The sequence below is a fragment of the Neorhizobium phenanthreniclasticum genome (genome assembly GCF_040066075.1).
GTDB classification, from domain to species: domain Bacteria; phylum Pseudomonadota; class Alphaproteobacteria; order Rhizobiales; family Rhizobiaceae; genus Neorhizobium; species Neorhizobium petrolearium.
On the sequence record NZ_JBEAAL010000001.1, the window covers coordinates 110417 to 135939 of the forward strand.

The window sequence follows — 25523 nt, forward strand, 5'->3', positions numbered from 1 at the left end:
CTAGCGCCTGGCCTCAGTGGGCGAGCGGCGCGCCCCAACCGCCCCAGATGTAGACGGCGAAGAAGAGGAACAGCCAGACGACATCGACGAAGTGCCAGTACCACGCAGCGGCTTCGAAGCCGAAGTGATGGGTGGGGGTGAAGCCGCCGTTCAGCGCACGCAGCAGGCAGACGGCCAGGAAGATCGTGCCGACCAGCACGTGGAAACCATGGAAGCCCGTCGCCATGAAGAAGGTCGCGCCGTAGATCGAGTTGGCGAACTCGAAGGGGGCATGCGCATATTCATAGGCCTGGACGCAGGAAAACAGGATGCCGAGCGCAACCGTCAACGACAGGCCGGCGATCAGTCCCTTGCGGTCATCGTGAAGCAGCGCGTGGTGCGCCCAGGTCACGCAAGTACCGGAAAGTAGCAGGATGACCGTATTGTAGAGCGGCAGGTGCCACGGATCGAGCACTTCGATGCCCTTCGGCGGCCACTGGCCTCCCAGCACCTCGGTGCGCGTCGCCTGGATCGCCTCGTTGGAGAACAGGCTGGCATCGAAGAAGGCCCAGAACCAGGCGACGAAGAACATCACTTCCGAAGCGATGAACATGATCATGCCATAGCGAAGGTGCAGCGATACGACGCGGGTATGCGCGCCGGCACGGCCTTCCTTGATCGTATCCGACCACCAGCCGATCATCGTATAGATGATGATCGCGAGACCGATGAAGAACAGCCACGGCGTGGCAAAATTCACGCCGAAAATCTGGAATGCGCTGCCATGCAGGTAGCGCATGTAACCAACGCCGCCGAAGGTGATGACAAAAGCGCCGAGCGAGGCCAGGATCGGCCACGGGCTCGGATCGATGATGTGGTAGTCGTGCTGTTTCTGATGCGCATCGGCCATGTCAGAATTCCCCGGATGAATGCCTGTTTCGCCGGACCCCGGCGACCCTCTCAAAGTTTTTTGTCCACCGCCTTATTGCCCTCCGGCAGAGCGGCGACCGGCTTGCCCGGCTCGCTCGGATAGAAGGTGTAGGACAGCGTGATCGTCTTGATATTCCTGGTCTCGTCCGCCTTGGCGATCTCCGGGTCAACGTAGAACACCACCGGCATCTTGACTGTCTCGCCCGGCTGCAGCGTCTGCTCGGTGAAGCAGAAGCACTCGACCTTGTTGAAATAGGCGCCCGCTTCCATCGGCGTCACGTTGAAGACGGCCGAACCCGTCGTCGGACGCGACGAACGGTTGGTCGCCGTATATTCGATCTGTATCGTCTCGCCAATCTTGGGATTGACCATCTTGGCCGGCTTGAACTCCCAGTTCAGGCCCGGTGAGATATTCGCGTCAAATGTGACCTGGATAGTCCTGTCCAGGATCTTTTCGGAATACTGCTCTACCCGCTGGGTCGTGCCGTTATAGCCCGTCACCTGGCAGAACAACCGGTAAAGCGGCACGGAAGCATAGGCAGCACCGACCATGCCGGCGACAAAAACGACGCAGCCGGCGAAGATCGCGCTGTTGCTGACCCGCTTTGCCTGACCGTTCTGAACGACATCCGTCATCGCTTCGCTCCTAGCCCCCAATATTGCCGATTTTCACCAGCGTCATGACGTAGAAGAGGATCACCAGTCCGACGAGGACCAGCCCGAGCGCGATATTCCGGTTGCGGCGCGATTTCTTCTGCGCGTCGTTGAGCTTGATGGTTTCGATCACAGCATACCTCCGAGGAGGTTAGGCAATCCCTCGAAAAGCCGATCCGCCAGCAAAGCCGAGAAGATCGCGAACAGATAGAGAATCGAATAGGCGAACATCTTCTTCGCCGGGACCATTCTTTCATCGCCGTCGGGCATGCGCCGGACGGCGATGGAACAGTAGATGAAGACCGCGCCGAGCAGGGTAGCGAAAATGCCGTAACCCAGTCCGGCAAGACCCGTGAAGGCCGGCGCGACGGCTGCCAGCGCCGTCAGCACGGCATAGGCGACGATCTGGTTCTTCGTGGACGCTTCGCCAACGACATTCGGCATCATCGGAACGCCGACGGCGCCGTAATCCCGCATCTTGAAGAGTGCCAGCGCCCAGAAATGCGCCGGCGTCCAGAGAAAGATGACGAGAAAGAGCAGGATGCTGTCCAGCGAGATGCCGCCCGTGACACAGGCCCAGCCGATCATCGGCGGGAAAGCGCCGGATGCGCCGCCGATGACAATGTTCTGCGGCGTCGAGCGTTTCAGCCACATCGTGTAGACGACGACATAGAAGAAGATGGTGAAGGCGAGCAGGCCGGCCGCGAACCAGTTGACCGCAAGCCCCAGGATGACGACCGAGAAGACCGAAAGCGTCAGGCCGAAAGCGAGCGCTTCCTGCGGTAGGATGCGCCCGGCCGGAATAGGACGCTTGGCCGTGCGGGTCATGACGGCGTCGATATCGGCGTCATACCACATGTTGAGCGCGCCGGAAGCACCGGCACCGACTGCAATACAGAGGATGGAGATCACGCCGAGCACCGGGTTGAGATGACCGGGCGCCAGCATCAGGCCGGTAAATGCGGTGAAGACCACGAGCGACATGACCCGCGGCTTCAGAAGCTCGAAGAAATCGCGCGCACTCGCTTCCGAGAGGCGCACGCCTCCATCGGTGCCGAGAGCGTCGTGATTGCCGATAACCGTCATTGAACCGTCCTGTCTGGTAGTCCGGGGCATCGCGGGTTCCGCGATGCCCTCTCTCAAGTTCGAGCCGCTCAGCGGATGCGCGGCAGCTGCTCCCACTGGTGGTAGGGCGGCGGCGAGGAAAGCTGCCATTCGAGCGTGGTGGCACCCTCACCCCAGGGATTATCGCCGGCGACTCGCTTCCTGGCGAAGGCTTCCCAGACGCCGAAGAGGAAGATCAGCACGCCGACGAAGGAGATGTAGGAACCGATCGAGGAAACGTAGTTCCAACCCTCAAAGGCATCAGGATAGTCGATGTAGCGGCGCGGCATGCCGGCGAGACCGAGGAAATGCTGCGGGAAGAACACGAGGTTCACGCCCACGAACATGATCCAGAAATGCAGCTTGCCGATGAATTCGTTGTACATGTAGCCGAACATCTTCGGGAACCAGTAGTACCAGGCCGCGAAGATGGCGAAGACCGCGCCGAGCGACAGGACGTAGTGGAAGTGTGCCACGACGTAATAGGTGTCATGCAGCGAACGGTCGAGGCCGGCATTGGCGAGCTGGACGCCCGTGACACCGCCGACGGTGAACAGGAAGATGAAGCCGATCGCCCAGACCATCGGCGTGCGGAAGGTCAGCGAGCCGCCCCACATCGTCGCAATCCAAGAGAAGATCTTGATGCCGGTCGGAACCGCGATGACCATCGTCGCGAAGACGAAGTAGCGCTGCGCATCGAGCGACAGGCCGACCGTGTACATGTGGTGGGCCCAGACGATGAAGCCGACGGCGCCGATCGCGACCATGGCATAGGCCATGCCGAGATAACCGAAGACCGGCTTTCTGGAGAAGGTCGAGATGATGTGACTGATGATGCCGAAGCCGGGCAGGATCAGGATGTAGACTTCCGGATGACCGAAGAACCAGAACAGGTGCTGGTAAAGGATCGGATCGCCGCCGCCTTCCGGCGCGAAGAAGGTCGTGCCGAAGTTGCGGTCGGTCAGAAGCATGGTGATGCCACCTGCCAGAACCGGCAGCGAGAGAAGGAGCAGGAAGGCGGTAATCAGAACAGCCCAGGCGAAAAGCGGCATCTTGTGCAGCGTCATGCCCGGAGCGCGCATGTTCAGGATCGTGGTAATGAAGTTGATCGCACCGAGAATCGAGGACGCACCCGCAATGTGGAGCGAGAAGATCGCGAGGTCGATCGCCGGGCCGGGATGACCCGCGGTCGCGAGCGGCGGGTAGAGCGTCCAGCCCCCGCCTGCACCATAGGCGCCGGCCGGTCCCTCAACGAACATCGAAAGAAGCAGCAGGAGGAAGGCAGGCGGAAGCAGCCAGAAGGAGATGTTGTTCAGACGCGGGAAGGCCATGTCCGGCGCACCGATCATGATCGGAACCATCCAGTTGGCGAAACCGCCGATCATTGCCGGCATGACCATGAAGAAGATCATGACCAGCGCGTGAGCAGTCGTAAACACATTGAACATGTGCTTGCCGCCGTCGATCGCGGCGTCACCTTCGAAGCCATAGACCATCGAAGCCAGGCCATGGAAAATCTGGATGCCCGGCTCCTGCAGTTCCATACGCATGGCGACAGAGAGAAGGCCGCCGATGATACCCGCCATGATCGCGAAGATCAGATAGAGCGTGCCGATGTCCTTGTGGTTCGTCGAGAAGAACCAGCGGGCAGCGAAGCCCGGCTTATGGGAATGATGATCGTCGTGAGCATGCGCATCGTGAGAGGTGCGAGCATGAGCGTGATCGTCGTGAGCGGATGCCATTGTTCTCACTCCTCCTGATTACTTGGATTCGTTTGCCGCAACCGCGAGATTGCCGGCAGGCCTGTCGACCGCAGCCATCAGGGCCTTGTTCGCACCTGGAAGATCGCTCCCTGCCTGCGCAAGCCAGGCATTATACCTGTCTTCAGAGACAACACGGATGGCGATCGGCATGAAGGCATGATCCTTGCCGCAAAGCTCGGAGCATTGACCATAATAAAGACCTTCGTTCTCGGCCTTGAACCAGGTCTCGTTCAAACGACCCGGAACGGCGTCGATCTTGAGGCCGAAGGCCGGCATCGCGAAGGCATGAATGACGTCCGACGGCGCGGCGGTCACCAGCAAGCGGATCGTCTTGCCGACCGGAACGACCATTTCGTTATCCACGGCAAGCAGGCGCGGATAAGCGGCGACATCCGTCTTGCCGGCAGCGGTGCGATCTTCTTCCTTCAACATGAAACTGTCGAAGGCGACCGGGTTCTCGCTACCTTCATATTCATAGTTCCACTGCCATTGGGTGGCAGTGGCTTTTACCGTCATGTCCGCATCCGGAAGCTCAAGCTGGGCGTTCAGAAGGTTGAAGGAGGGGATGGCGAGGAAGAAGAGGACGAGGACCGGGCCGAGCGTCCAGACGATCTCGATCATCGTATTGTGACTGGTGCGTGACGGCACGGGATTGGCACTCGACCGGAACTTCACCACCACAACGAGGATGAGCGCCAGGACCAGGAGCGTGATCGGCACGATGAACCAGAGCGTATAATGCTCGAACCACCTGATCTGGTGCATGATCGGCGTCGCGGGCGCCTGAAGGTCTATCTGCCACGGATGCGGCTGGGCCGCATACCCGGCAGAAGCAAAGAGCAGACAGATGAGCGCCGTCATCACTGCATAAGCTCTGTTCATCACTACATTTCTCCCCATGCGTTTGATCTAGGACAAACCGAACGCAGAATCCAAGCTATATACGGTCTGCTTCAATCACAGTTTGCCTGCCGCCGCAATATCTGGCGGGAAAAGCCCGTGCGGCATTTTTGCGCCTCCCGGAAACCCTTGAATCGTGGCAAAAGACTAGGTTCGGCCGAGCCGGATTTCCGGCGCCCGTCTTGTATTTGCGGAAATCTCAACATTTCCCGGCATGCCACCGGATCGTTTTATCACCAGAATCCGGTGATTTCTTTGTGCGTGAATCAGCAAGACATCACATCGCACTATGGGTCCCATTTTCGCCGTACTCGGCTGGAAAGACGGCGGGGCTTTTCAATTCGTCTGGTGGACGTCAAGAATAGCCGCACTGATTCGTCTTTCAGAGGTTTCCATGGGTCGTCCCTCCCTGATCCGCGCTGGTCTTGCCGTGATGCTTGCAGCGGCTACATCGCTTCCGGCATTTGCGCAGCAGCCCGGTCCGCGGCCAATGCCACAGCCGTCGCAGGACTCCACCCGGCAACCGGCGCCGCAAGCAGCTCCCTCTGCCCCAAACGGCACGGGGACCCAGCAGCCGCCGGCCCAGAAGCCTCAACCACCAGCAGGCAATGTCCGGGAGAATCACGGCGCCTGGTCGATCATCTGTGACCGACCGGCGGGCGCCTCCGCCGAGCAGTGTGCACTGATGCAGAACGTGATCGCCGAGGACCGGCCGGAGGTCGGCCTCTCGGTCGTCGTGCTGAAGACAGCCGACCGGAAGGCGAAGATCCTTCGCATCCTGGCACCGCTCGGCGTGCTCTTGAAGGATGGCATGGAACTTTATGTGGACAACAACAATATCGGCCGCGCCTATTTCACCCGCTGCTTCTCGGAAGGCTGCTATGTGGAGGTGGAAATCGACGACGAGCTGATGCGCATCCTGCGCGCCGGCAAAAACGCCGTCTTCGCGCTGCGCGAATCGGCGGACCAGGATCGCGTCGGGATTCCAATCGAGCTTACCGGCTTCGGCGAAGGCTACGACGCGCTCCCCTGAGCGGCGTATAATAATAAAGTGAATACGCGCACTGGGACGACGGCTCATGGAACTGCAGGGCAGCCATCACTTCCCCGTCCGTTTCGATGACGAGGTCGTGCGCGATGCGGTGCGCGCCTTCGTCATCCAACGTACCGTGCGCGAGCAGAAGATGAAGTGGGGCGCGGCTGCGCTGATGCTGGTGGCCTGTCTTGTCTTGCTCCTGCAGGGCAATTTCACGCTCGCCATCCTGGCAGTCGTCGTAGCCTGCTTTCCGGCACTTTTCAGCGCCATCGTCTGGCGCGCCCATTCCGCCAATGCATTCGGCCGCTACGGACGGATGAAAGACCGTCGCGCGGATGTGAGTATCGACGCGGAAGGTTTCGGCATCGCCTCCGATCTCGGCACCGGAAACCTCACCTGGCGCAATGTCACCGAAATCTGGGAGCGTCCGCGTTCCTTCATGCTCTTCAGCGGCTCAAACGCCTTCAACATCCTGCCGCGCGAAACCATGCCGAAAGAGGCCCAGGCCTATCTGAGCGCGCGTTCAGTTCGAAGATAGACTTGCTTCGCCCCCGCCCCGGACCTACATCGGACGGGAGAGCGCGCGCGTCTTTCGCAGCGACGCCCAAGGAGCATCTATGAACACCGATCTTCTCAACCTTTTCGACTGCGACGAGACGAAGCTGCGTTCGATCCTTTCCGAAACGCTGTCCGGCGCCGACGACGGCGAGCTTTTCGTGGAGCACGCCCAGGCAGAATCACTCACGTTCGACAACGGCCGGCTGAAGGGCGGTTCATTCAATACAGACCAGGGATTTGGTCTACGGGCGGTCGCCGGTGAGGCTGTGGGTTACGCGCATGCGGGCGAATTGTCCGCAGCTGCCCTTTCACGCGCCTCGGATGCAGTCCGCGCCGTCACCGCCGGTTATGCCGGCTCCTATGCCGCCGCCCCTCAGCGCACCAACAAGAAATACTACGGCGACGAGAACCCGATCGGATCCCCAAGCTTCGAAGAGAAGGTCAAGCTTCTGACGGATATCGATGCCTATCTGCGCAACAAGGACGACAAGGTGCGGCAAGTGACCGCCACCGTTTCCGCAAGCTGGCAGGTGGTCGACATCCTGCGTGCCGACGGCCATCGGGTGCAGGATATCCGCCCGATGACCCGCATCAATATCTCTGTCGTCGTCGGCGAAGGCGACCGGCAGGAGAGCGGCTCCTTCGGCACCGGTGGACGCATCGGCTTCGGCGATTTCGTGACGGAAGGCAACTGGCAGACAGGCGCCGACGAGGCGCTGCGTCAGGCGCTTGTGAACTTGACCGCAATCGATGCGCCGGCCGGCACGATGGACGTCGTGCTCGGCTCCGGCTGGCCGGGCGTCATGTTGCACGAAGCGGTCGGACACGGGCTGGAAGGCGATTTCAACCGCAAGAAGACCTCGGCTTTCGCCGGTCTTCTGGGTGAGATGGCCGCCGCACCCGGCGTCACGGTCGTCGACGACGGCACGATCGATAATCGCCGCGGCTCGCTCACCATCGACGACGAGGGTACGCCCTCCGGCTATAACGTGCTGATCGAAAACGGCAAGCTCGTCGGCTACATGCAGGACCGCCAGAATGCCCGGCTGATGGGCATGAAGCCGACCGGCAACGGCCGCCGGCAGGGTTATGCCCATGTGCCGATGCCGCGCATGACCAACACCTACATGCTCGGCGGCGACAAAACGCCGGAAGAAATCATCGCGTCGGTGAAGAAGGGCATCTACGCCGTATCCTTCGGCGGCGGCCAGGTGGACATCACCTCCGGCAAGTTCGTGTTCGGCTGCACCGAGGCCTACATGATCGAAGACGGCAGGATCGGCCCTGCTATCAAGGGCGCCATGCTGATCGGCAACGGTCCGGATGCGATGAAGCGCGTCTCCATGGTCGGCAACGACATGAAGCTCGACACCGGCATCGGCAATTGCGGCAAGGGTGGCCAATGGGTTCCGGTCGGCGTCGGCCAACCGCACCTGAGGATGGACCAGGTGACGGTCGGCGGCACGAAGGCGTGACGCCGCATCGTTCCAATGCGCTGATCCCCGAGCTTTCCGTCAGCGATTGGAGGAAAAGCCGAGATTTCTATTGTGATTTGATTGGTTTTTCAGTCGTCTACGATCGGCCGGAAGAAGGTTTTGCTTTCCTGGCGCTCGACGAGGCGCAATTGATGATCGATCAGATCGGCATCGGCCGGGATTTCGATATAGCCGGAGCACCACGCGAATATCCGTATGGACGCGGGCTCAACCTGCAGATCGAGGTTCCGGCGCTCGACCCGATCCTCGCCCGGCTCGAAACCGCCGGAGTCTCACTCTACCTCGATCCCGAAGAGAAATGGTATCGCCGCGAGAAGAACGAGGCCGGCAACCGCCAGTTCATCATCGCCGATCCGGACGGCTATCTCCTTCGGCTCTTCGAGGATCTTGGTGAGCGCCCGCTCACTCGGCATCCAGCCTGAACAGCCATTTCCGTTCAATCGCCGCGGCAAGATCGATCCGGTTGTTGCGGGCAAAAAGCAGGATATGCCCGAGGAGATCGGCGGTCTCGTCGGCAAGATCGCGATTGAGGTCGTCCTCGCTCCGCCCCTTCTTGCGGCCGCGGCCGGTCGCGCGATTCCAGGCCTGGGTGAGTTCACCCACTTCTTCCTGCAGTTTCAGGACAAACCAATCGGGGTCGCGCTCGATGCCGTGGGTTTCGACATAAGCGGCAGATGCGGCCTCGAACTGGCCGGCAAGTCTCTCCAGCATAACGTTCTCCTTTTGTGCCAGAAGGAGGCGGTGATTCGTGATCCTTGTCCAGAGTGTTGCTTGACACCCCGGTGCAAATCCCGACAGGTGCAGGCCATCGCACGAATCCGCATGACGGCCTTCCCATGAACTCGCCCTCCCCGGTCGCCGCCTTTCTGGAATCATGGCTTCCGGGCCATGGACCCGCCGAACTCGCCTTCGTCTTCCTGGCGGCGCTGATCGCGGGTCTGGCGCGCGGATTCTCCGGCTTCGGCGGTGCGCTGATCTTCGTCCCGCTCGCCAGCGCCGCCACGAGCCCGAAAATCGCCTCCGCGTTGCTCCTCGTCATCGACGGGACGATGACGCTCGGCATGCTGCCGGACGGCTGGAGACGGGCCAACCGGCGCGAAGTCTATACGATGCTGATCGGCGCGCTGGTGGGCGTTCCGGCGGGCACGGCGTTGTTGGCTCTTCTGCCTTCCGTGACGCTGCGCTGGATCATCTCGGTCGTCGTGCTCTGCCTGCTCGTTTTCCTGATCTCCGGCTGGCGTTATCACGGCAAGCCAAAGACGCCGCTGACAATCGGCGTGGGGGCACTCGCCGGACTTTTCGGCGGGGCCGCGCAGATGTCCGGCCCACCGGTCGTCGCCTATTGGCTGGGTGGCGCCATTCCACCGCTGACGGTACGCGCCAACCTCGTGGTCTATTTCGCGCTGGCGACGGTGATTTCAGCGACCTCCTACATCGTCGGAAGCCTGCTCACCGTGGAGGTCCTGGCCATGGCACTGATTGCCGGGCCGGGCTATGGCCTTGGCCTCGCTGCCGGCTCGCAGCTCTTCGGTTTCGCATCCGAAGCGACATTCCGGCGCATCTGTTTTCTGCTGATCGCGATCGCTGCCATCGTCGGCCTGCCTCTCTTCGACGCGTTCCGTCCCTGACAGGATTCTGCATTTCATTCTTCAGCAAGGCTTAACAGGTCCGCGCGTAGGGTCGCGCCATTCGCAAAGAATACGGGCGTGATCTCAGTGGGGCATAAGAAGCGGAGGCTGCAGGCGCTCTGGCGCCGGGACGTCAAACGCCGGCTGGTCGCCGGCGGCCTCGATATGGCTGCGGCTCTCGCGCGGGCCGGAATGATGCCGAACGCGCGCGGGCGCGGCGCGATCTTCACCCTCCATCACGTCCGGCCGAAAAGGACGCGTCCACTGCAGCCGAGCGAGCATCTCGAAGTCACGCCGGATTTCTTAAATGACGCCATCGAGCGGCTCTTTGCGGAGGGCTACGAATTCATCCCTCTTGCGGATATCCCGTCGCGCCTCGCCGGTCCGACGAAACAGCCCTTTGCCGCCTTCACGCTCGACGACGGCTACAGGAACAATGCCGAATACGCGCTGCCCGTCTTCGCGCGCCATGGCGTGCCCTTCACGGTCTTCGTCACACGCGGATTTGCCGAGCGCACCCATTCGCTTTGGTGGGAAACGCTTGCCGAACTGCTCGGCCGGGAGCGGGAAATCTCCTTCGATTTCGGACATGGCGCCAAGATCACGGGCCTGACCTCGGAAGCCCTGAAATTCGATGCCTTCGACCGCTTCTCCAGATATGTCGAGGAGACCGAAGAGGCGATTGCCGTCTCCAACATCGACGCGCTGGCGCGCAGGCACGGCATCGATCCGCTGAAAATCACCGCCGATCTCACCATGGACGCTCAGGAACTCAGGGCGCTCGCCGCGCATCCGCTCGCCTCGCTCGGCGCGCATACGCTGAGCCACCGGGCGGTCGCCCGTCTTTCCCTGGAGGAAGCCAGCGATGAAATGCGGCAATCGGCAGATTATGTGGAGGCGCTGACAGGCGAGCGCCCAAAGGCGATCGCCTATCCCTACGGCACGCGTCTGGCCGTATCGGAACGCGACTCCATGATCGCGCGCGAACTCGGCTTCTCGGTCGCGGTGACGACGCAGCCCGGCACGCTCTGCGAAAAATATGCGAACCGGCTGACCGCCCTGCCGCGCATCTCGCTCAACGGTTATTACCAGCAGCCGCGATATGTCTCGGCACTCGCCTCCGGGATACCCTTCGCGCTCGGGCGATAACGCTTCCATCTTCCCACATGTCGTTATCCCGAAACCAGTTCCGTTTTCGGGCAACATGCGTCTCACGGATACATCCGCACCTTCTCCCAGGGACCGCCCGGTACAGGGCGGCGGAACTCGATTCGATCGTGCAGGCGGAACTGGCGGTCGTGCCAGAACTCGATCGAAACGGGCTTGATGCGGAAACCGGACCAGTAAGGCGGGCGGGGAATGTCTCCTATCGCGTACCTGGCCGTATATTCGGCAACCGCCTTTTCCAACGCGAAACGGCCTTCGAGCGGCCGGGACTGTTTCGACGCCCAGGCGCCGATCCGGCTGCCACGGGCGCGCGATGCATAATAGGCATCGGCCTCGGCGTCGCTCACCACCTCCACCTCGCCCCGCAGGCGCACCTGGCGGCGCAACGATTTCCAGTGGAAACACATCGCCGCCTTCCTGTTTGCGAGAATTTCACGGCCCTTCTGGCTTTCGAAATTGGTATAGAAGACAAAACCGTTCTCGTCATAACCCTTCAGAAGGACCATGCGGACATTGGGCATGCCGAATTCATCCACGGTCGCCACGGCGACGGCATTCGGATCATTGAGCTCCGTACGCTCCGCGTCCTTCAGCCAGGTTCCGAACAGTGCGAAAGGTTCGGTCTCCTCGGTGAAGTCACCACTTGTTAACTCGCTTTCAGACATATTGACTAAAATACTCCCGAAAAGTGCCCGAAGCTTCTCCATCGGACAGGATGCAAGGTGGTAGTGATATCAAAGTCGAAGAGTCGTACAAAGAGGTCCCTTGCCCTCAGCAAACGCTTCACCGCAATCCTCCTTATCGGTCTCTCACTTGCCGGCTGCACCAGCAGTCTGGATCTCTTCGGCAGTGCGGAAAAGATCGACCGCACCATCGCGACCGGCACCGTGCCCGGCACGGCCCAGCATACGGGTGCAGCACTCTCCGACGAGGCGACGGTCCGCAACGCTGTAACCTCCGCTGATCTCGCCAAGCTCGGCGAAGCATCGGTTCCGTGGGCGAACACCGCAACCGGCAGCGCTGGCGTCGTCTCGCAGATCCGCGAAGCCCGGAATGAAGGGCATATCTGCCGCGACTTCATGACGACGCGGCATTCCTATGAAGGTGTTGCAATGTTTTCCGGACAGGCCTGCCTTACCGGCAGCGGAGACTGGATGCTCACCGCGTTCGACCGACAATAGCCCGCGCCATCCTCACGGCGCGCGCCGGGATATTCCGCCTTTGCCTGCGCGCACCTACGAACAGAATTCCTTCCATGAAACTCTGAACCACTCTCGAAACGGTTTCTTAACCTTAACAACTACCGAGCCTGGTCGCGTAACTACTGATTCAGGAGTCTTGACCTAGATTTCTACCGAACAAGCAGACCATTTGCCGGAACATGAAGAACCGGCGAGTGGCTGTCGGAATTGTGACGAGTATCGGAGGGTCCAAGAATCAAGCGGGGGCCCGCCGCTTCAGGTAACCGGTGGTCCCACAATGCGTGATCCCTATTCCGTTCTGGGCGTGAAGCACAATGCCGACGCCACTGAAATCAAATCGGCCTGGCGCAGCAAGGCAAAGACGCTTCATCCCGATCACAATCAGGATGATCCGTCGGCGGCGAGCCGTTTTGCCGAAATCGGCCAGGCCTACGAGGTCCTGAAGGACCCCGAGCGGCGCAAGCGCTACGATCGTGCTGCTGAAATGCAGCAGACGATCCTGCAGCAGCGTCAGGCTGCGCAAGAAGCAGCCGAACGCGCCAAAGCCGCCAAAGCCAATGCGGAAAAGATCATGGAGGAGCTGGCGCGCGCCAACGCGCAGCGGGCCCAATCCCAAGCTCAATCATCTCAAGATCAGCCTCAGAATCAGTCAGGTTCGGCGGGAGAGACACCGGAGGAGGTGATCGAACGCATCTTCGGTGCAGCCGCAGCCGATCAGGCGAGGGCCCAGGGTCAGGCGAAAGGATCGGCACAGGCTGCCGGCGATACTGCCGAAACGGCAAAAGTCGACCCGAACGGCGAAAAACCTCCCCTGCCGGTCATGGCGGTAGACCTCATCGCCTCGCTCGTACGCCGCATCCGCGGCACCTCTCCAGCTCCTGAAAAGGCGCCGGATTTCTCCGTGGACGCGATAGTGACCGTCGAAGATCTGCTGAAGCAGAGCTGGGTTACGGTCAAGTTGAGTGACGAGCGCGAGGTCCGATTCGCCCTGGAAAAGGGCATGACCGAAGGTCAAGTGGTACGCCTCAAGGGTCAAGGCATCAAACTTGCCGGCATGAAACCGGGCGATCTTCTCGTCACGCTCAAGGTTGCCCACGACACCGCGTTCCGCATCGAAGGTTTCGATCTCCGTACGGTCCTGCCTATCTCTCTGGAGGACGCCGTGCTGGGTGCAGAAGCAACCGTCGAGACGCCCGAAGGCAACCACAGCATCACCATTCCGGCCTGGTCCGGTTCCGACCAGACGATCAGGCTGAGCGGTTTCGGTCTCTATAATGAGGCCGGAGATCGCGGCGATCTCGTCGTCGAACTGCGCATTATCCTGTGGGAAAAGCCGAACGAAAAGGTCACCGACCTGATGCGGCACATGCGTCACGGGCTCTACGTGTAGCGGATTACGCCCGAATATGACAGTTCCGCGTCGGTTTACACCGCTATGCACCCTTGATTACGTCCTTTAACACGAGATGAATGAAGCCAGCTTGAACGCTGGGGCTGCCTATGTCATAGGCAGCATTCGTCTAAAGTTTCAGGGGACTAGGCATGGTTCAGGCTTCCGGCCTCATGGCAGGCAAACGCGGCATCATCATGGGTGTTGCGAACAACCGTTCCATCGCATGGGGCATTGCCAAGGCCATTCATCAGCATGGCGGCGAAGTCGCATTCACCTACCAGGGTGATGCACTGAAGAAGCGTGTCGAACCATTGGCCGCCGAACTTGGCGCTTATATGGCTGGCCATTGCGATGTCAGCGATGAATCGACCGTCGATGCGGTCTTCGAAAACCTCGAAAAGCACTGGGGAAAGATCGACTTCCTCGTGCACGCGATCGGCTTTTCCGACAAGGACGAGCTGACCGGCCGTTACGTCGACACATCGGCGGAAAATTTCGCCAAGACGATGCAGATCTCGGTCTATTCCTTCACCTCCGTCGCACGGCGGGCGGAAAAGCTGATGACCGATGGCGGCGCGATGCTGACGCTCACCTATTACGGCGCGGAAAAGGTCATGCCGAACTACAATGTCATGGGTGTCGCCAAAGCCGCGCTGGAAGCGAGCGTCAAATATCTGGCGGTCGACCTCGGGCCCAAGAATATCCGCGTCAACGCCATTTCCGCCGGCCCGATCAAGACGCTGGCCGCTTCCGGCATCGGCGACTTCCGCTACATCCTCAAGTGGAACGAATATAATGCGCCGCTGCGCCGCACCGTCACCATCGAGGAAGTGGGCGATGTAGGACTCTACATGCTTTCCGACCTCTCCCGCTCGGTCACCGGCGAAACCCACCATGCCGACAGCGGCTACCATGTCGTCGGCATGAAGGCCGTCGACGCGCCCGACATCTCGGTCATCAAGGACTGACCGGCTTTCAGGACGTTTGCCGTGCTCATCTACATGATCCGCCACGGGCAGACGGACTGGAATGCCGAAGGGCGGCTTCAAGGCCAGAAAGACATCCCGCTCAATGCGCTCGGTCGGTCGCAGGCGGTGCGCAACGGCGAGCGGTTGCGTGAAATGATCGGCGCGGCGGAGGGTTTTGCCTTCGTCGCAAGCCCCCTGTCGCGTACCCGCGAAACCATGGAACTCCTTCGCGCCGCCATGGGCCTCGATCCCGAGGCGTATCAAATCGACGAGCGGCTGAGGGAACTTTCCTTTGGCGATTGGGAAGGGCATACGCTCAAGGAAATCAGCCGTATGTCTCCGGATCGCAAGCGTGCCCGGACGCGAGAGAAGTGGAGCTTCATCCCGCCGGGAACGACCGCCGAAAGCTATGAAATCCTCTGCTGGCGGATCGGCGCATGGCTGCAATCCGTCGATGGCCCGACCGTCTGCATCAGTCACGGCGGCGTCATCCGGTCGCTCTTCCGGCTGGTCGGCAACCTTGCCGAGGATGACGCAGCCGCCGCCCCGACCCCGCAGGACCGGATCCTCAGGATCGATACGGACCATAGCCGTATGGAGTGGTTTTAGCGCATCTGCGCCCGGAAAGGTAGCTCCCACCTACAAAGCTGCACGTTGTGCATTTCTAAAATCGACCCCGATTGCCGGCAGATGCTGCAATCTTCGAAATATATTTCAAATTACTCTTTTCTGATGTTTTCGGCTTACTGGACGACTTCCAGATCGTCGACAACCCGATTGCCATCCACGACGGTGTAGAAAACCAACACCTTCACGCCTGCCTCCAACCCTTCGAAGTTGAATTCTTCCGGCACCTTGTAGGTCTTTCCGTCATCCAACGTCAGGCTGTACGCCTTCGTATCCACCGACTTGATCGTCGCCTCGACATCCGCGCTTTGCGCCCAGCTGTTCAAGGGTGAAAAGATGCTGGCCGTGGTAAGCAGAGCAGCAATCAGGATACGCATCGTCGGTGCCTTTGGCGAAGTCGAGGTTGTTTTGTTTCGATGCACAGATAGCCCCCGGATTGTGGCGAAAATCGCCCGCCACCATGACATTTTCGGTACAAGTAATGACCTGATAGTTAACGCTTTTCAAGATTCTGGCGGCACCTTGCGGCCGGACTGCACAATTTCCGTCAGATCGAGTGAAGTATTTCCGGCGGCAAAAGGCCACGAGGTTTCCAGGTTGCTGTGCAATCGGAAATTAACTCCCTTCCAATAGGCTTTTCTCCATATCACAGAGGTTAACGAAGAGGTCTGCGCGATTGAAATTCCGGCTTCCGTCCGTTTCCAGATCCCTGCGCCCTTTTCGGAGCACCAAGGCCCCTACAATGATCGCATTCGTCATCGCGCTGCTGGTGATTGTGATCGGCGTTATCATTGACCGGCGCCACACTGAAGACCATCGCAGCGAATTGCGGGCGACGACGGAAAAGGTGGCAGGCCTCCTGGCGCAGCGACTCGCATCCCGCATCGAGACCGACGCCATGACGGCCGACCATCTTGTTCACGCATTGAGGAACGATGCACAAGGCTCGCCGCTCGCTTTCAAGAATTATGCCGACAAGGCGTTCCGAAACTGGAGGCATTTTTCCGCGGTCGCGATTGCGCCAGAATTCCGTCTCGGCCAAGTCGTCACCCGCGAGGGCATCATCGATGGCGCGTCGGAGACGATCGGCGACATCGATCTTCCTCGTCTTGCAAACGATCTGAAATCGGTCGCAGGCCGCGACCGGGTCTCTCTGCTGAGCGGCACGCAGGAAAACCATCTCACGTTGGTCGTGCCGGTGGCCACGGAAGATGAAAGTGCGGATCTTTGGGGCGCGATCGCGGTCCTCATTGACAAGAAAGGGCTCATGGAAGCCTCCGGCGTCACTTTCTCTCCGGACTCGGCCCTAAGCCCGAACCTCATCGATCTCGGATGGCTGAACGTGGTTCTGCGCGACGCCGACAAACCCGGATATTTTGCTTTCTACGGGGACGATTCCATCGATGAACAATCCCCGATGGAATGGACCGTTCCGTTGAAGGGCGCCAATTGGACCTTGCTCGCAGTCCCTTATTCCGGCTGGGACATCGCACCGCCGAACCAACTGCATGTCCGGCTGTGGATTGCGCTTGCCGCACTTGCGATCATCATACCGATCTTCGTCGCGACTTCGCTTATCTCAGAACGCAACCGCAATATTGCGGCGCTGAAAGCGCGCGAGCTTAACCTCCTTGAACTTTCGCAACGCTTCACCCTTGCCATGGAGGCTTCGAATATCGGCATCTGGGAGGTGGCTGGCGACAATCACGATCTCTTCTGGGATGAACGCGCCGCCAAGCTGCACGGGAAGGATGCCGCCAGCGGAGGCAATCGCCTCAATGATTGGCTGAACTCAATCTTTCCGGAAGACCGGGCGGCGGCGGAAACGCACTTCTTCAACTGCACCTGCAGCAACACGCCGCGCAGCGAGGTCTATCGCGTGCAATTACCGAATGGCGCCTTGCGATATCTACGATCGGCCGGAGCGAACTATCGCCACGCCAATGGCACCCACCGCACCACAGGCATCGTCTGGGACGTGACTGCCGACATGGTGATGACGCAGACGCTGCGGAACGCCAAGGAAAACACCGACATCAAGAACGCCGAGCTGGAACTCGCCCTCGATGAACTATCGAACCGCGAGCAGGAACTGGAAGAGCTCTCGACCAAGCTCGATCTCGCACTTGCCTCCTCCAATTGCGGCATATGGGAATCCAACCCTGTCACGCATGTCGAGATCTGGGATGAGCGGATGTGCCAATTGCATGGCATTCCATTTGCAAACGGCGGCATCCATGCCGATCAGTGGATCAACCTCCTCCACCCCGAAGATCGGGAAAGGGCCAAGCGGACCTCCTATCATTTTGCGGGCAGCTTCCGCCCCGATCCGCTTGTCGCCCGTGTTCCGCAGCCGGACGGCTCCATCCGCTATATCCGCTCGATCGGCAAGCTGCATGTGACTCGTGACGGAACGAAAAAGGTCGTCGGTATCGCCTTCGACGTCACCCAGGACGCGATCCTCACCCAGCAGCTCAAGGCCGCCAAAGATGAAGCCGACGCCAAGAACGCCGAGCTGGAACTCGCCAAGAGCCGTATCGAGCACAATTCGCTGCACGACCCGCTGACACTGCTTGCCAATCGCCGCAAGCTCGACATGGAACTCGATCGTCTGTCACGTTCCAGCCAGAACGAGCGGCAGAAATTCTCCATCCTGCATCTCGATCTCGACCGCTTCAAGCAGATCAACGATACGCTCGGCCACGCGGCTGGCGACGCCATGCTGGTGCATGCGTCACACATCCTGTCGCGCAACGTCCGCGGCTCGGATGTGGTTGCACGCATCGGCGGCGACGAATTCGTTATCCTTGCCTCCGGCAATTCCAGCGCCGAACAGATGGCACAGCTTGCCCAGCGCATCATCGCGGAATTCCACCAGCCGATCGATTTCGAGGGCTTTTCCTGTCGGTGCGGCGTCTCGATCGGGATTGCCCAGGCGAGCGGCCTGAATGTCGACGCGCGCCGCACCCTGGTCAACGCCGACATCGCGCTCTATCGGGCGAAAGGCATGGGCCGCAACCGCTATGAATTCTTCACGCAGAACCTGCAGGCCGAGATCGTCAATCAGAAGCGGACCGCCGACGAAGTGCTTGCAGGCATCGACAACTACGAGTTCGCAACCTGGTACCAGCCGCAATTCTGCGCCCGGACCAACGAGTTCACCGGGGTGGAGGCTCTCATCCGCTGGAATCACCCGTATCACGGAATCCTCACCCCCGATCGGTTCCTGAAAATCGCCGAGGACCTCAACGTCTCGGCGACGCTTGACCAGATCGTGCTCGAGACCGTCTTGAAGGACAAACTGCGCTGGATTGCGCTCGGCATCAGGATCCCCAAGGTTTCCGTCAATGTTTCCTCCAAAAGGCTGCATGACGAGACGCTGATCGACACGCTGAAGGCCCTGCAGATCGAGCCTGGCGAAATTTCCTTCGAACTGGTTGAATCGATCTTTCTCGACGAAAGCGAAGACTCGGCGACCCGCAATCTCGAACGCATCAAGGAACTTGGCATCGATATCGAGATCGACGATTTCGGCACGGGCCACACGTCGATCGTCAGCCTTCTGAAGCTGAAGCCGAAGCGTCTCAAGATCGACCGCCAGCTTGTCATGCCGATCCTGAGCTCGCCGCAGGAACGCGCGCTCGTCCGTTCCATCATCGACATCGCCCGGTCGCTCGGGGTCGAGACCGTGGCGGAAGGCGTGGAAACGATGCAACATGCGAGCCTGTTGCGCGAACTCGGTTGCGACCTGCTGCAGGGCTACGCGTTCTCCCGGCCGCTTTCCTTCAGCGACTTCACGCAAGCCGCACTCGCCGGCTGGCGGAAAGCCGCCGCATAGACACATCGTTCACCCGTCGGCGGCAGCCGTTCACGCAAGAAAAGCTTGTCGCATGGCCGCCTTTTCCATATGACAGCCGCGTCAGCAGTCGGCGGGAGGCCAACTCCGCCATAGCCGGTTATAACGTCATGTCGCATAACACGTTCGGTCACCTTTTCCGCGTCACCACCTGGGGTGAGAGCCATGGTCCGGCGCTCGGCTGCGTCGTTGACGGCTGCCCGCCCGGCATTCGCTTCACCCAAGCCGAAATCCAGGCATGGATGGACAAGCGAAAGCCCGGCCAGTCGCGCTTCGTGACCCAGCGGCGCGAGGACGATATCGTCAAAGTGCTATCCGGCGTAATGATGGATGAGGACGGTGAGACGATGATCTCAACCGGCACGCCGATTTCCATGCTGATCGAAAATACCGACCAGCGCTCCAAGGATTATGGCGAGATCGCCCGCCGCTACCGCCCGGGACACGCGGACTATACCTATGACGTGAAATACGGCATCCGCGACTATCGCGGCGGCGGACGCTCGTCCGCCCGCGAGACGGCTGCCCGCGTGGCGGCAGGAGCGCTCGCCCGCAAGGTTGTTCCGGGGCTCAATGTCCGCGCCGCGCTGATCCAGATCGGCAAGCACCGGATCAACCGCGCCAACTGGGATTGGGAGCAGGTCGGCCAGAATCCGTTCTTTTCCCCCGATGCCCAGATCGTGCCGGTCTGGGAGGAATATCTGGATTCGATCCGCAAGGCAGGTTCGTCGATCGGCGCGGTGGTGGAAGTGATCGCCGAAGGTGTGCCCGCCGGTCTCGGTGCTCCGATCTACGGCAAGCTCGATCAGGATATCGCCGGTCTTCTGATGTCCATCAACGCGGTCAAGGGTGTGGAGATCGGCGAGGGTTTTGCTGCAGCGGAACTTTCCGGCGAGGAGAATGCCGACGAGATGCGCATGGGCAATGACGGCAAGCCGATCTTTCTCTCCAATCACGCCGGAGGTATTCTCGGTGGCATCTCGACCGGCGAGGCGGTGATCGCCCGTTTCGCGATCAAACCGACCTCCTCCATTCTCACCGAACGGCATTCGATCGATGCGGACGGCAACAATGTCGAAGTGCGTACCAAGGGTCGTCACGATCCCTGCGTCGGTATTCGTGCGGTGCCGATCGGCGAGGCCATGGTTGCGTGCGCCGTTGCCGACCACTATCTCCGCCATCGGGCACAAACCGGGCGCACTCTTTAGGAACGACATCCATGGCCTATGACCAGAAACGCGTCGTCGACGCCATCCGAGCCTTCGAAGCCGGCGAAATCGTCGTGGTTACCGACGATGACGACCGAGAAAACGAGGGCGACCTGATCGTGGCGGCCGTTCACTGTACGCCGGACAAGATGGCCTTCATCGTGCGCCATACCTCCGGCATCGTCTGCGCACCCATGCCGCGCGAGGAGGCCAAGCGCCTCAATCTCAACGCCATGGTGGCCGAAAACGACAGCGCGCATACGACCGCCTTCACCGTCACCGTCGATTTCAAGCACGGCACGACGACCGGGATTTCAGCGGAGGACAGGACCCTCACCGTCCGCAATCTGGCCAATCCCAATGTCGGCCCCGGTGATTTTGTACGGCCCGGCCACATCTTCCCGCTGATCGCCCGCGAAGGCGGCGTTCTGATGCGTTCCGGCCATACGGAAGCGGCTGTCGACCTCTGCAAGCTCGCAGGCCTGCCGCCAGTCGGCGTGATCTGCGAACTCGTCAACGACGACGGCACCGTGACCCGCGGTCAGCAGGTTGCGGACTTCGCCGCAAAGCACGAGTTGAAGCAGGTTTCGGTTGCCGATCTTATCGCATACCGCCAGCGCAAGGAAACTCTCATCGAACTGCAGTCCAGTTTCGACATCGAGACCATGCACGGCAACGCCAAGGCACATGCCTATTCTCTTCCCTGGGATCCGATGCAGCATGTGGCGGTGATCTTCGGCGATATTCGCGACGGCGTCGACATTCCCGTCCGGCTCCATCTCGAAAACGTCACCCGCGACGTTTTCGGTGCCCAGAGGCCGCTCGACCGCTACATGGCGAAGATTGAAGAAGAGGGGCGCGGCGTCGTCATCTACCTGCGCGAAGGCTCCGTCGGCGTCGGCCAGAAGGATCATGGCCGCAAGCTGCGCCACGACCAGGAAGGTCATGCAGAGGCACAGGCGCGCGAAAGCGAATGGCTGGAAATCGGCCTTGGTGCACAGATTTTGAAGGATCTCGGCGTCACGTCGATCAAGCTCCTGACCCGCAGCGAGCGCCACTATGTCGGCCTCGAGGGTTTCGGCATCAAGATTTCCGAGACCGTGATCTGCTGATCGCCTTTTAGTTGCATTCGGTTTTATTCGCGCTAGATTGCTGCTCTGTTGAGGGGCGGCAATTTTTCGTGTACGAATAATATGAAGATCGTCTGGGACGAGCCGAAGCGGATAGCGAATGTCGAGAAGCATGGTCTTGATTTTGAGGACATTGCTTATTTCCACTGGGAAACGGCCGTTATGGAGCGAAGTCATTCCGGCCGCACCAAGGCAATCGGCTATTTCGAGGACGGCACGGCGGTTGTCATTTTTGTGAGGCTGGGTACTGAAGCCATTTCAATCATCAGCTTCCGGCCCGCTAACCCAAAAGAAAAGAGGCTCCTGACATGGCAGTGAAGCGTCAGACTCTCAAGGAATTCCAGCCCGGTCGCGGCTACACCAAAGAAGATTGGGACGCGGTTGACAGCCCGCCGCTCACCGATGAAGAACTCGCACGCATGCGTCCGGCGCGCGAAGTCATGCCGTCCGAGTTCTTCGAGGCGATCGAGGAGATGCGTCGCGCCCGCGGACGGCCCAGGGTCGATGCGCCGAAGGTTGCCGTGACGCTCAGGCTCGATCCGGACGTGCTTGCAAAATTCAAGGCGTCGGGCAAGGACTGGCGTACCAAGATGGCCGAGGAACTGCGCAAGGCCGCAGGCCTCTGACATCGCCCTAACGGCTCGCCGCGAGGATCGCTTCGATGAAACTGTGGGCCTTCAGTGCATCGTCGCCCGTGACGCGGAGAGCTGCGCCGTTTTGAACAGCTTCGATGAAGTTTCCCATCAGCGCCCGGTGCATCTCGTGGCCGAAAGCCATGGGATCGGCGCCTGCCCCGCTGCCAATCTTCTCGCCGCCTTCACTGACGCTCGTGCCGTCCACGAAGGCGGCTTCTAGCTTGTCGCCGGTGAAGACCGCCGCACCCTTTGTGCCGATCAACTCGATGCGCTCGGCCAAGCCGGGATAGGCGCAGGTCGTGGCATTCAGCGTGCCGATCGCGCCGTTCTCGAAGGAGAAGGCGGCCGTCACCAGATCTTCCGTCTCCATCGTATGGATGGGCGTGGCGCGGACGAAGGAAGAGACATCTTTGGGAGTCCCGGCAAAACTGAGAAGCAGGTCGATCGTGTGGATGCCCTGTGTCAGCAATACACCGCCGCCGTCGCGGGCGCGGGTGCCTCGCCCTTCGACATCGTAATAGCTCTGGGGGCGCCAGTTGCGGATCGCCGCCGAAGCTTCGACCAACTGTCCCAGCCGCCCCGACTTGACGATCTCATCGAGCTTCAGGGCCGCCGATCGGAAGCGATTCTGGAGGACCATGCCAAGCAAGACGCTTGCTTCTCTCGCCGTCCGGACGATCGCTTCGGAGCGCGCAAAGGAGATATCGAGCGGCTTTTCGAGCAGAATGTGCTTGCCGGCTTCCGCGGCCCGCCGGACGAGCTCCAGATGGGTGTTCGGAGGCGTCAGGATCAGCACCACCTCGATCGTCCTGTCGGCAAAGATCGCGTCGAGGTCGCCGCTCGTCTGGATCGGATATTGCGTGGCGAATGCTTCGCGCCGGGCATTGCTCCGGCTGTAGGCCGCTACGCATTCGATCCTGTCGGAAAGGTCGAGCAGCGCGCGGGCATGATGTCCCGAAGCCATGCCGAGCCCGATCATCGCCACCTTCAACCTTGCCATCATCCCCTCCCCGGAATGGTTTCAGCCGAGAACTTCAATCGTCCGCATGATGCCGCGTAGCTCCGCAAGCCCCTTCAGCCGGCCGATGCAGGAGTAGCCGGGATTGACCTTCCTGCCTATGTCGTCGACGATCGCATGACCATGGTCCGGCCGCATGGGTATCTGCCAATCCGCCCGCCCGTCCGCCTTGCGGCGCTTCTCCTCCGCCATCAGTACCATCACTACACGAACCATATCCGTATCCCCTTCCAGATGCTCGGCCTCGTGGAAGGAGCCGTCACCTTCCCTGGTGACGTTGCGCAGGTGCGCAAAGTGGATATCCGGGCCGAATTCCTTCGCCATGGCGACCAGATCGTTTTCCGGGTTGGCGCCGTAGGAACCGGTGCAGAGCGTTATGCCGTTCGAAGGAGACTTCACGGCGGCGAGCAGCGCGCGGGCATCGGATGCCTTGCAGACGACGCGCGGCAGGCCGAAAAGCGGGAAAGGCGGATCATCCGGATGGATCGCCATCTTCACGCCCGCCTCTTCGGCCACCGGAATAATCTCCTTGAGGAAGGCGAAGAGGTTTTCGCGGAAACCATCCTCCGACAGTTCCCTGTAGATATCCAGCATGCGGTTGAGGCTCTGCCGGTCGTAGACGAATTCGCGCGCAGGCACCCATTCGATGAGGTTGCGCTCCAGCCTTGCAAGGTCGCTCCCGCTCGCCGTTTTCAGCCACGCCGCCGCCTTTTCGATCCGGTCGGAAGGATGATCCCGTTCGGCGCCGGGGCGTTTCAGGATGAAGACGTCATAGGCGCAGAACTCGACAATATCGAAGCGTAGCGCCGTGCCGCCATGCGGCATGCGATAGTCGAGGTCGGTACGCGTCCAGTCGGTGATCGCCATGAAATTGTAGCAGACCGTCCTGATGCCGGCCCTGGCGACGGCGCGGATGGACGCCTTGTAGTTGTCGATCAGTTCGCGATAACGGCCGGTGCGGGTCTTGATATCTTCATGGACGATGATGCTTTCCACCACCGACCAGGTAAGGCCGGCTTCTTCGATGATCGCCTTGCGCTTCAAAATCTCGTCGTCCGGCCAGATGCGGCCGTCGTTCAGGTGATGCAGCGCGGTGACGATGCCCGTCGCGCCCGCCTGCTTCACATGCGAAAGGGCTACCGTATCGTCCGGTCCGAACCAGCGCCAGGTCTGTTCCATCGTATTTTACCTTATGCTTGTCAGCCGAGCCGCATGCCGGTGGCGGCATCGAAGACATGACTGTTGGTGGGCGCAAGCGCCAGATTGAGCACTTCGCCGGTCCTGATGAAAAGCCGCTCGCGCAGTTGCGCGGAAATTTTCTGCCCGTCGACCGTGCCCTGCACGAAGGTTTCCGAGCCGGTCGGCTCGATATTCGTCACGGTCATCGGAATGCCTTCCCCTGCCGGGGCAATCGTCAGGTGCTCCGGACGGATACCGTAGGTGACCGCAACACCGGAGGCAGCGGAGGCTTCGGAGCCGAGCGGCAGGCGAACACCGTTTTCGGTCACGACCGATTTACGATCCTCGGCGACCTTGGCCGAGAGGAAGTTCATCGACGGCGAGCCGATGAAGCTCGCGACGAAGGTATTGACCGGCTTGTCGTAAAGGTCGAGCGGCGCGCCCACCTGTTCCACGACGCCATCCCTCATCACCACGATCCGGTCTGCCATGGTCATGGCCTCGATCTGATCGTGGGTGACGTAGACGGTGGTCGTCCTGATGCGGGCATGGATGTCCTTGAGTTCGGCGCGCATCTGCACGCGCAGCTTGGCATCCAGGTTCGACAGCGGCTCGTCGAATAGGAAGACTTTCGGGTTGCGCACGATCGCGCGGCCCATGGCGACGCGCTGCCGCTGACCGCCGGAAAGCTGTTTCGGATAACGCTGCAGGTAATCGGTGAGGCCGAGGATGCGCGCGGCATCCGTCACGCGGGAGGCGATCTCCTCCTTCGGTTTCTTCGCCAGCCGCAGCGAGAAGCCCATGTTTTCGGCGATCGTCATATGCGGATAGAGCGCATAGTTCTGGAAGACCATGGCAATATCACGGTTCTTCGGCTCGACATCGTTGATGACGCGGCCGCCGATGCGGATCGTGCCGCCGGTGATTTCCTCCAGGCCTGCGATCATGCGCAGAAGCGTGGACTTGCCGCAGCCGGACGGGCCGACCAGCACGACGAAGGCGCCATCCGGCACGTCGACGGAGACGCCCTTGATGGTTTCGAAATCGCCATAGGCCTTGCGGACATTCTGGATTTCAACGGAAGCCATGAAT

27 protein-coding genes are annotated in these 25523 nt (G+C 60.6%); 15 read left to right on the forward strand and 12 right to left on the reverse strand.

Annotated elements, in window-relative coordinates:
* Nucleotides 1-13: 13 nt before the first annotated feature.
* The 6 genes from ABK249_RS00565 to coxB form a co-directional block, all read right to left on the reverse strand.
* Entirely contained in the window at nt 14-889 is an 876-nt protein-coding gene (locus ABK249_RS00565) for a cytochrome c oxidase subunit 3 (protein WP_037158098.1), read from the reverse strand.
* A 50-nt stretch (nt 890-939) separates the two neighbouring features.
* Complete coding sequence (locus tag ABK249_RS00570) at nt 940-1545, reverse strand: cytochrome c oxidase assembly protein (protein WP_348861906.1); 606 nt, start codon at nt 1543-1545, stop codon at nt 940-942.
* Nucleotides 1546-1555: 10 nt separating this feature from the next.
* The gene (locus ABK249_RS00575; protein WP_348862327.1) at nt 1556-1696 is read right to left on the reverse strand and encodes a hypothetical protein; all 141 of its coding nucleotides are present in this window, start codon (nt 1694-1696) and stop codon (nt 1556-1558) included.
* Nucleotides 1693-2649 carry a heme o synthase gene (locus tag ABK249_RS00580; protein WP_348861907.1) on the reverse strand — a complete coding sequence of 319 codons (957 nt, stop codon included), beginning with the start codon at nt 2647-2649 and terminating at the stop codon, nt 1693-1695. The genes ABK249_RS00575 and ABK249_RS00580 overlap by 4 nt, the downstream gene beginning before the upstream one ends.
* Nucleotides 2650-2717: 68 nt before the next feature.
* The gene (ctaD, locus tag ABK249_RS00585; RefSeq protein WP_348861908.1) at nt 2718-4409 is read right to left on the reverse strand and encodes a cytochrome c oxidase subunit I; all 1692 of its coding nucleotides are present in this window, start codon (nt 4407-4409) and stop codon (nt 2718-2720) included.
* Nucleotides 4410-4427: 18 nt separating this feature from the next.
* Nucleotides 4428-5312, reverse strand: coding sequence for a cytochrome c oxidase subunit II (coxB, locus tag ABK249_RS00590; RefSeq protein ID WP_227702091.1), 885 nt, complete (start codon nt 5310-5312; stop codon nt 4428-4430).
* Between the two features lie 412 nt (nt 5313-5724).
* Here coxB and ABK249_RS00595 point away from each other — a divergent pair, with 412 nt between their 5' ends.
* The 4 genes from ABK249_RS00595 to ABK249_RS00610 all read left to right on the forward strand — a co-directional run bounded on the left by ABK249_RS00595 (nt 5725) and on the right by ABK249_RS00610 (nt 8842).
* Entirely contained in the window at nt 5725-6363 is a 639-nt protein-coding gene (locus tag ABK249_RS00595) for an invasion associated locus B family protein (RefSeq protein WP_037159802.1), read from the forward strand.
* A gap of 46 nt (nt 6364-6409) precedes the next feature.
* Nucleotides 6410-6904 carry a YcxB family protein gene (locus tag ABK249_RS00600; protein ID WP_227702090.1) on the forward strand — a complete coding sequence of 165 codons (495 nt, stop codon included), beginning with the start codon at nt 6410-6412 and terminating at the stop codon, nt 6902-6904.
* A gap of 79 nt (nt 6905-6983) precedes the next feature.
* On the forward strand, nt 6984-8399 hold the full coding sequence (gene tldD / locus ABK249_RS00605; RefSeq protein WP_348861909.1) for a metalloprotease TldD: 1416 nt from the start codon (nt 6984-6986) through the stop codon (nt 8397-8399).
* On the forward strand, nt 8396-8842 hold the full coding sequence (locus ABK249_RS00610) for a bleomycin resistance protein (RefSeq protein ID WP_348861910.1): 447 nt from the start codon (nt 8396-8398) through the stop codon (nt 8840-8842). Before tldD ends, ABK249_RS00610 begins: the two co-directional genes overlap by 4 nt.
* Here the strand turns inward: ABK249_RS00610 and ABK249_RS00615 are convergent.
* Nucleotides 8823-9131: a nucleoside triphosphate pyrophosphohydrolase family protein gene (locus ABK249_RS00615; RefSeq protein ID WP_037158114.1), complete on the reverse strand. Its 309-nt coding sequence runs from the start codon at nt 9129-9131 to the stop codon at nt 8823-8825. The genes ABK249_RS00610 and ABK249_RS00615 overlap by 20 nt on opposite strands.
* 125 nt (nt 9132-9256) lie before the next feature.
* On the opposite strand from ABK249_RS00615, the gene ABK249_RS00620 reads away from it, so the two are divergent.
* Complete coding sequence (locus ABK249_RS00620; protein ID WP_348861911.1) at nt 9257-10048, forward strand: sulfite exporter TauE/SafE family protein; 792 nt, start codon at nt 9257-9259, stop codon at nt 10046-10048.
* A 78-nt stretch (nt 10049-10126) separates the two neighbouring features.
* Nucleotides 10127-11197, forward strand: a complete 1071-nt coding sequence (locus ABK249_RS00625; RefSeq protein ID WP_415926410.1) for a polysaccharide deacetylase family protein — start codon at nt 10127-10129, stop codon at nt 11195-11197.
* 62 nt (nt 11198-11259) lie between these two features.
* On the opposite strand, the gene pdxH is transcribed toward ABK249_RS00625, so the two are convergent.
* Entirely contained in the window at nt 11260-11880 is a 621-nt protein-coding gene (pdxH, locus tag ABK249_RS00630) for a pyridoxamine 5'-phosphate oxidase (protein ID WP_037158116.1), read from the reverse strand.
* 57 nt (nt 11881-11937) lie between these two features.
* Between pdxH and ABK249_RS00635 the strand changes: the two genes are divergently transcribed.
* The 4 genes from ABK249_RS00635 to ABK249_RS00650 all read left to right on the forward strand — a co-directional run bounded on the left by ABK249_RS00635 (nt 11938) and on the right by ABK249_RS00650 (nt 15387).
* Nucleotides 11938-12396 (forward strand): RT0821/Lpp0805 family surface protein, encoded by a 459-nt coding sequence (locus ABK249_RS00635; RefSeq protein WP_037158123.1) that lies wholly within the window; start codon nt 11938-11940, stop codon nt 12394-12396.
* Between the two features lie 298 nt (nt 12397-12694).
* Complete coding sequence (locus ABK249_RS00640; protein WP_348861912.1) at nt 12695-13807, forward strand: DnaJ C-terminal domain-containing protein; 1113 nt, start codon at nt 12695-12697, stop codon at nt 13805-13807.
* Between the two features lie 152 nt (nt 13808-13959).
* Nucleotides 13960-14778 carry an enoyl-ACP reductase FabI gene (fabI, locus tag ABK249_RS00645; protein ID WP_348861913.1) on the forward strand — a complete coding sequence of 273 codons (819 nt, stop codon included), beginning with the start codon at nt 13960-13962 and terminating at the stop codon, nt 14776-14778.
* A 21-nt stretch (nt 14779-14799) separates the two neighbouring features.
* Nucleotides 14800-15387, forward strand: coding sequence for a histidine phosphatase family protein (locus ABK249_RS00650; protein WP_348861914.1), 588 nt, complete (start codon nt 14800-14802; stop codon nt 15385-15387).
* Between the two features lie 134 nt (nt 15388-15521).
* On the opposite strand, the gene ABK249_RS00655 is transcribed toward ABK249_RS00650, so the two are convergent.
* Nucleotides 15522-15782, reverse strand: coding sequence for a DUF1344 domain-containing protein (locus ABK249_RS00655; RefSeq protein WP_210049453.1), 261 nt, complete (start codon nt 15780-15782; stop codon nt 15522-15524).
* A gap of 365 nt (nt 15783-16147) precedes the next feature.
* Here ABK249_RS00655 and ABK249_RS00660 point away from each other — a divergent pair, with 365 nt between their 5' ends.
* The 5 genes from ABK249_RS00660 (at nt 16148) to ABK249_RS00680 (ending at nt 22225) form a co-directional block, all read left to right on the forward strand.
* Nucleotides 16148-19243, forward strand: coding sequence for a bifunctional diguanylate cyclase/phosphodiesterase (locus ABK249_RS00660; protein ID WP_348861915.1), 3096 nt, complete (start codon nt 16148-16150; stop codon nt 19241-19243).
* Between the two features lie 128 nt (nt 19244-19371).
* On the forward strand, nt 19372-20469 hold the full coding sequence (gene aroC, locus ABK249_RS00665) for a chorismate synthase (RefSeq protein WP_348861916.1): 1098 nt from the start codon (nt 19372-19374) through the stop codon (nt 20467-20469).
* A gap of 11 nt (nt 20470-20480) precedes the next feature.
* Nucleotides 20481-21581, forward strand: coding sequence for a 3,4-dihydroxy-2-butanone-4-phosphate synthase (ribB, locus tag ABK249_RS00670; protein WP_037158135.1), 1101 nt, complete (start codon nt 20481-20483; stop codon nt 21579-21581).
* 81 nt (nt 21582-21662) lie between these two features.
* Nucleotides 21663-21917, forward strand: a complete 255-nt coding sequence (locus ABK249_RS00675; RefSeq protein ID WP_348861917.1) for a BrnT family toxin — start codon at nt 21663-21665, stop codon at nt 21915-21917.
* Entirely contained in the window at nt 21908-22225 is a 318-nt protein-coding gene (locus tag ABK249_RS00680) for a BrnA antitoxin family protein (protein WP_348861918.1), read from the forward strand. The genes ABK249_RS00675 and ABK249_RS00680 overlap by 10 nt, the downstream gene beginning before the upstream one ends.
* A gap of 7 nt (nt 22226-22232) precedes the next feature.
* On the opposite strand, the gene ABK249_RS00685 is transcribed toward ABK249_RS00680, so the two are convergent.
* Genes ABK249_RS00685 through ABK249_RS00695 form a run of 3 tightly spaced genes read right to left on the reverse strand, consistent with a single transcriptional unit; the run spans nt 22233 to nt 25519 of the window.
* Nucleotides 22233-23234, reverse strand: a complete 1002-nt coding sequence (locus ABK249_RS00685) for a Gfo/Idh/MocA family protein (protein WP_348861919.1) — start codon at nt 23232-23234, stop codon at nt 22233-22235.
* A 21-nt stretch (nt 23235-23255) separates the two neighbouring features.
* Nucleotides 23256-24431 (reverse strand): mannonate dehydratase, encoded by a 1176-nt coding sequence (gene uxuA / locus ABK249_RS00690; RefSeq protein ID WP_348861920.1) that lies wholly within the window; start codon nt 24429-24431, stop codon nt 23256-23258.
* A gap of 20 nt (nt 24432-24451) precedes the next feature.
* Nucleotides 24452-25519, reverse strand: coding sequence for an ABC transporter ATP-binding protein (locus ABK249_RS00695; protein WP_037158154.1), 1068 nt, complete (start codon nt 25517-25519; stop codon nt 24452-24454).
* Nucleotides 25520-25523: the final 4 nt, after the last annotated feature.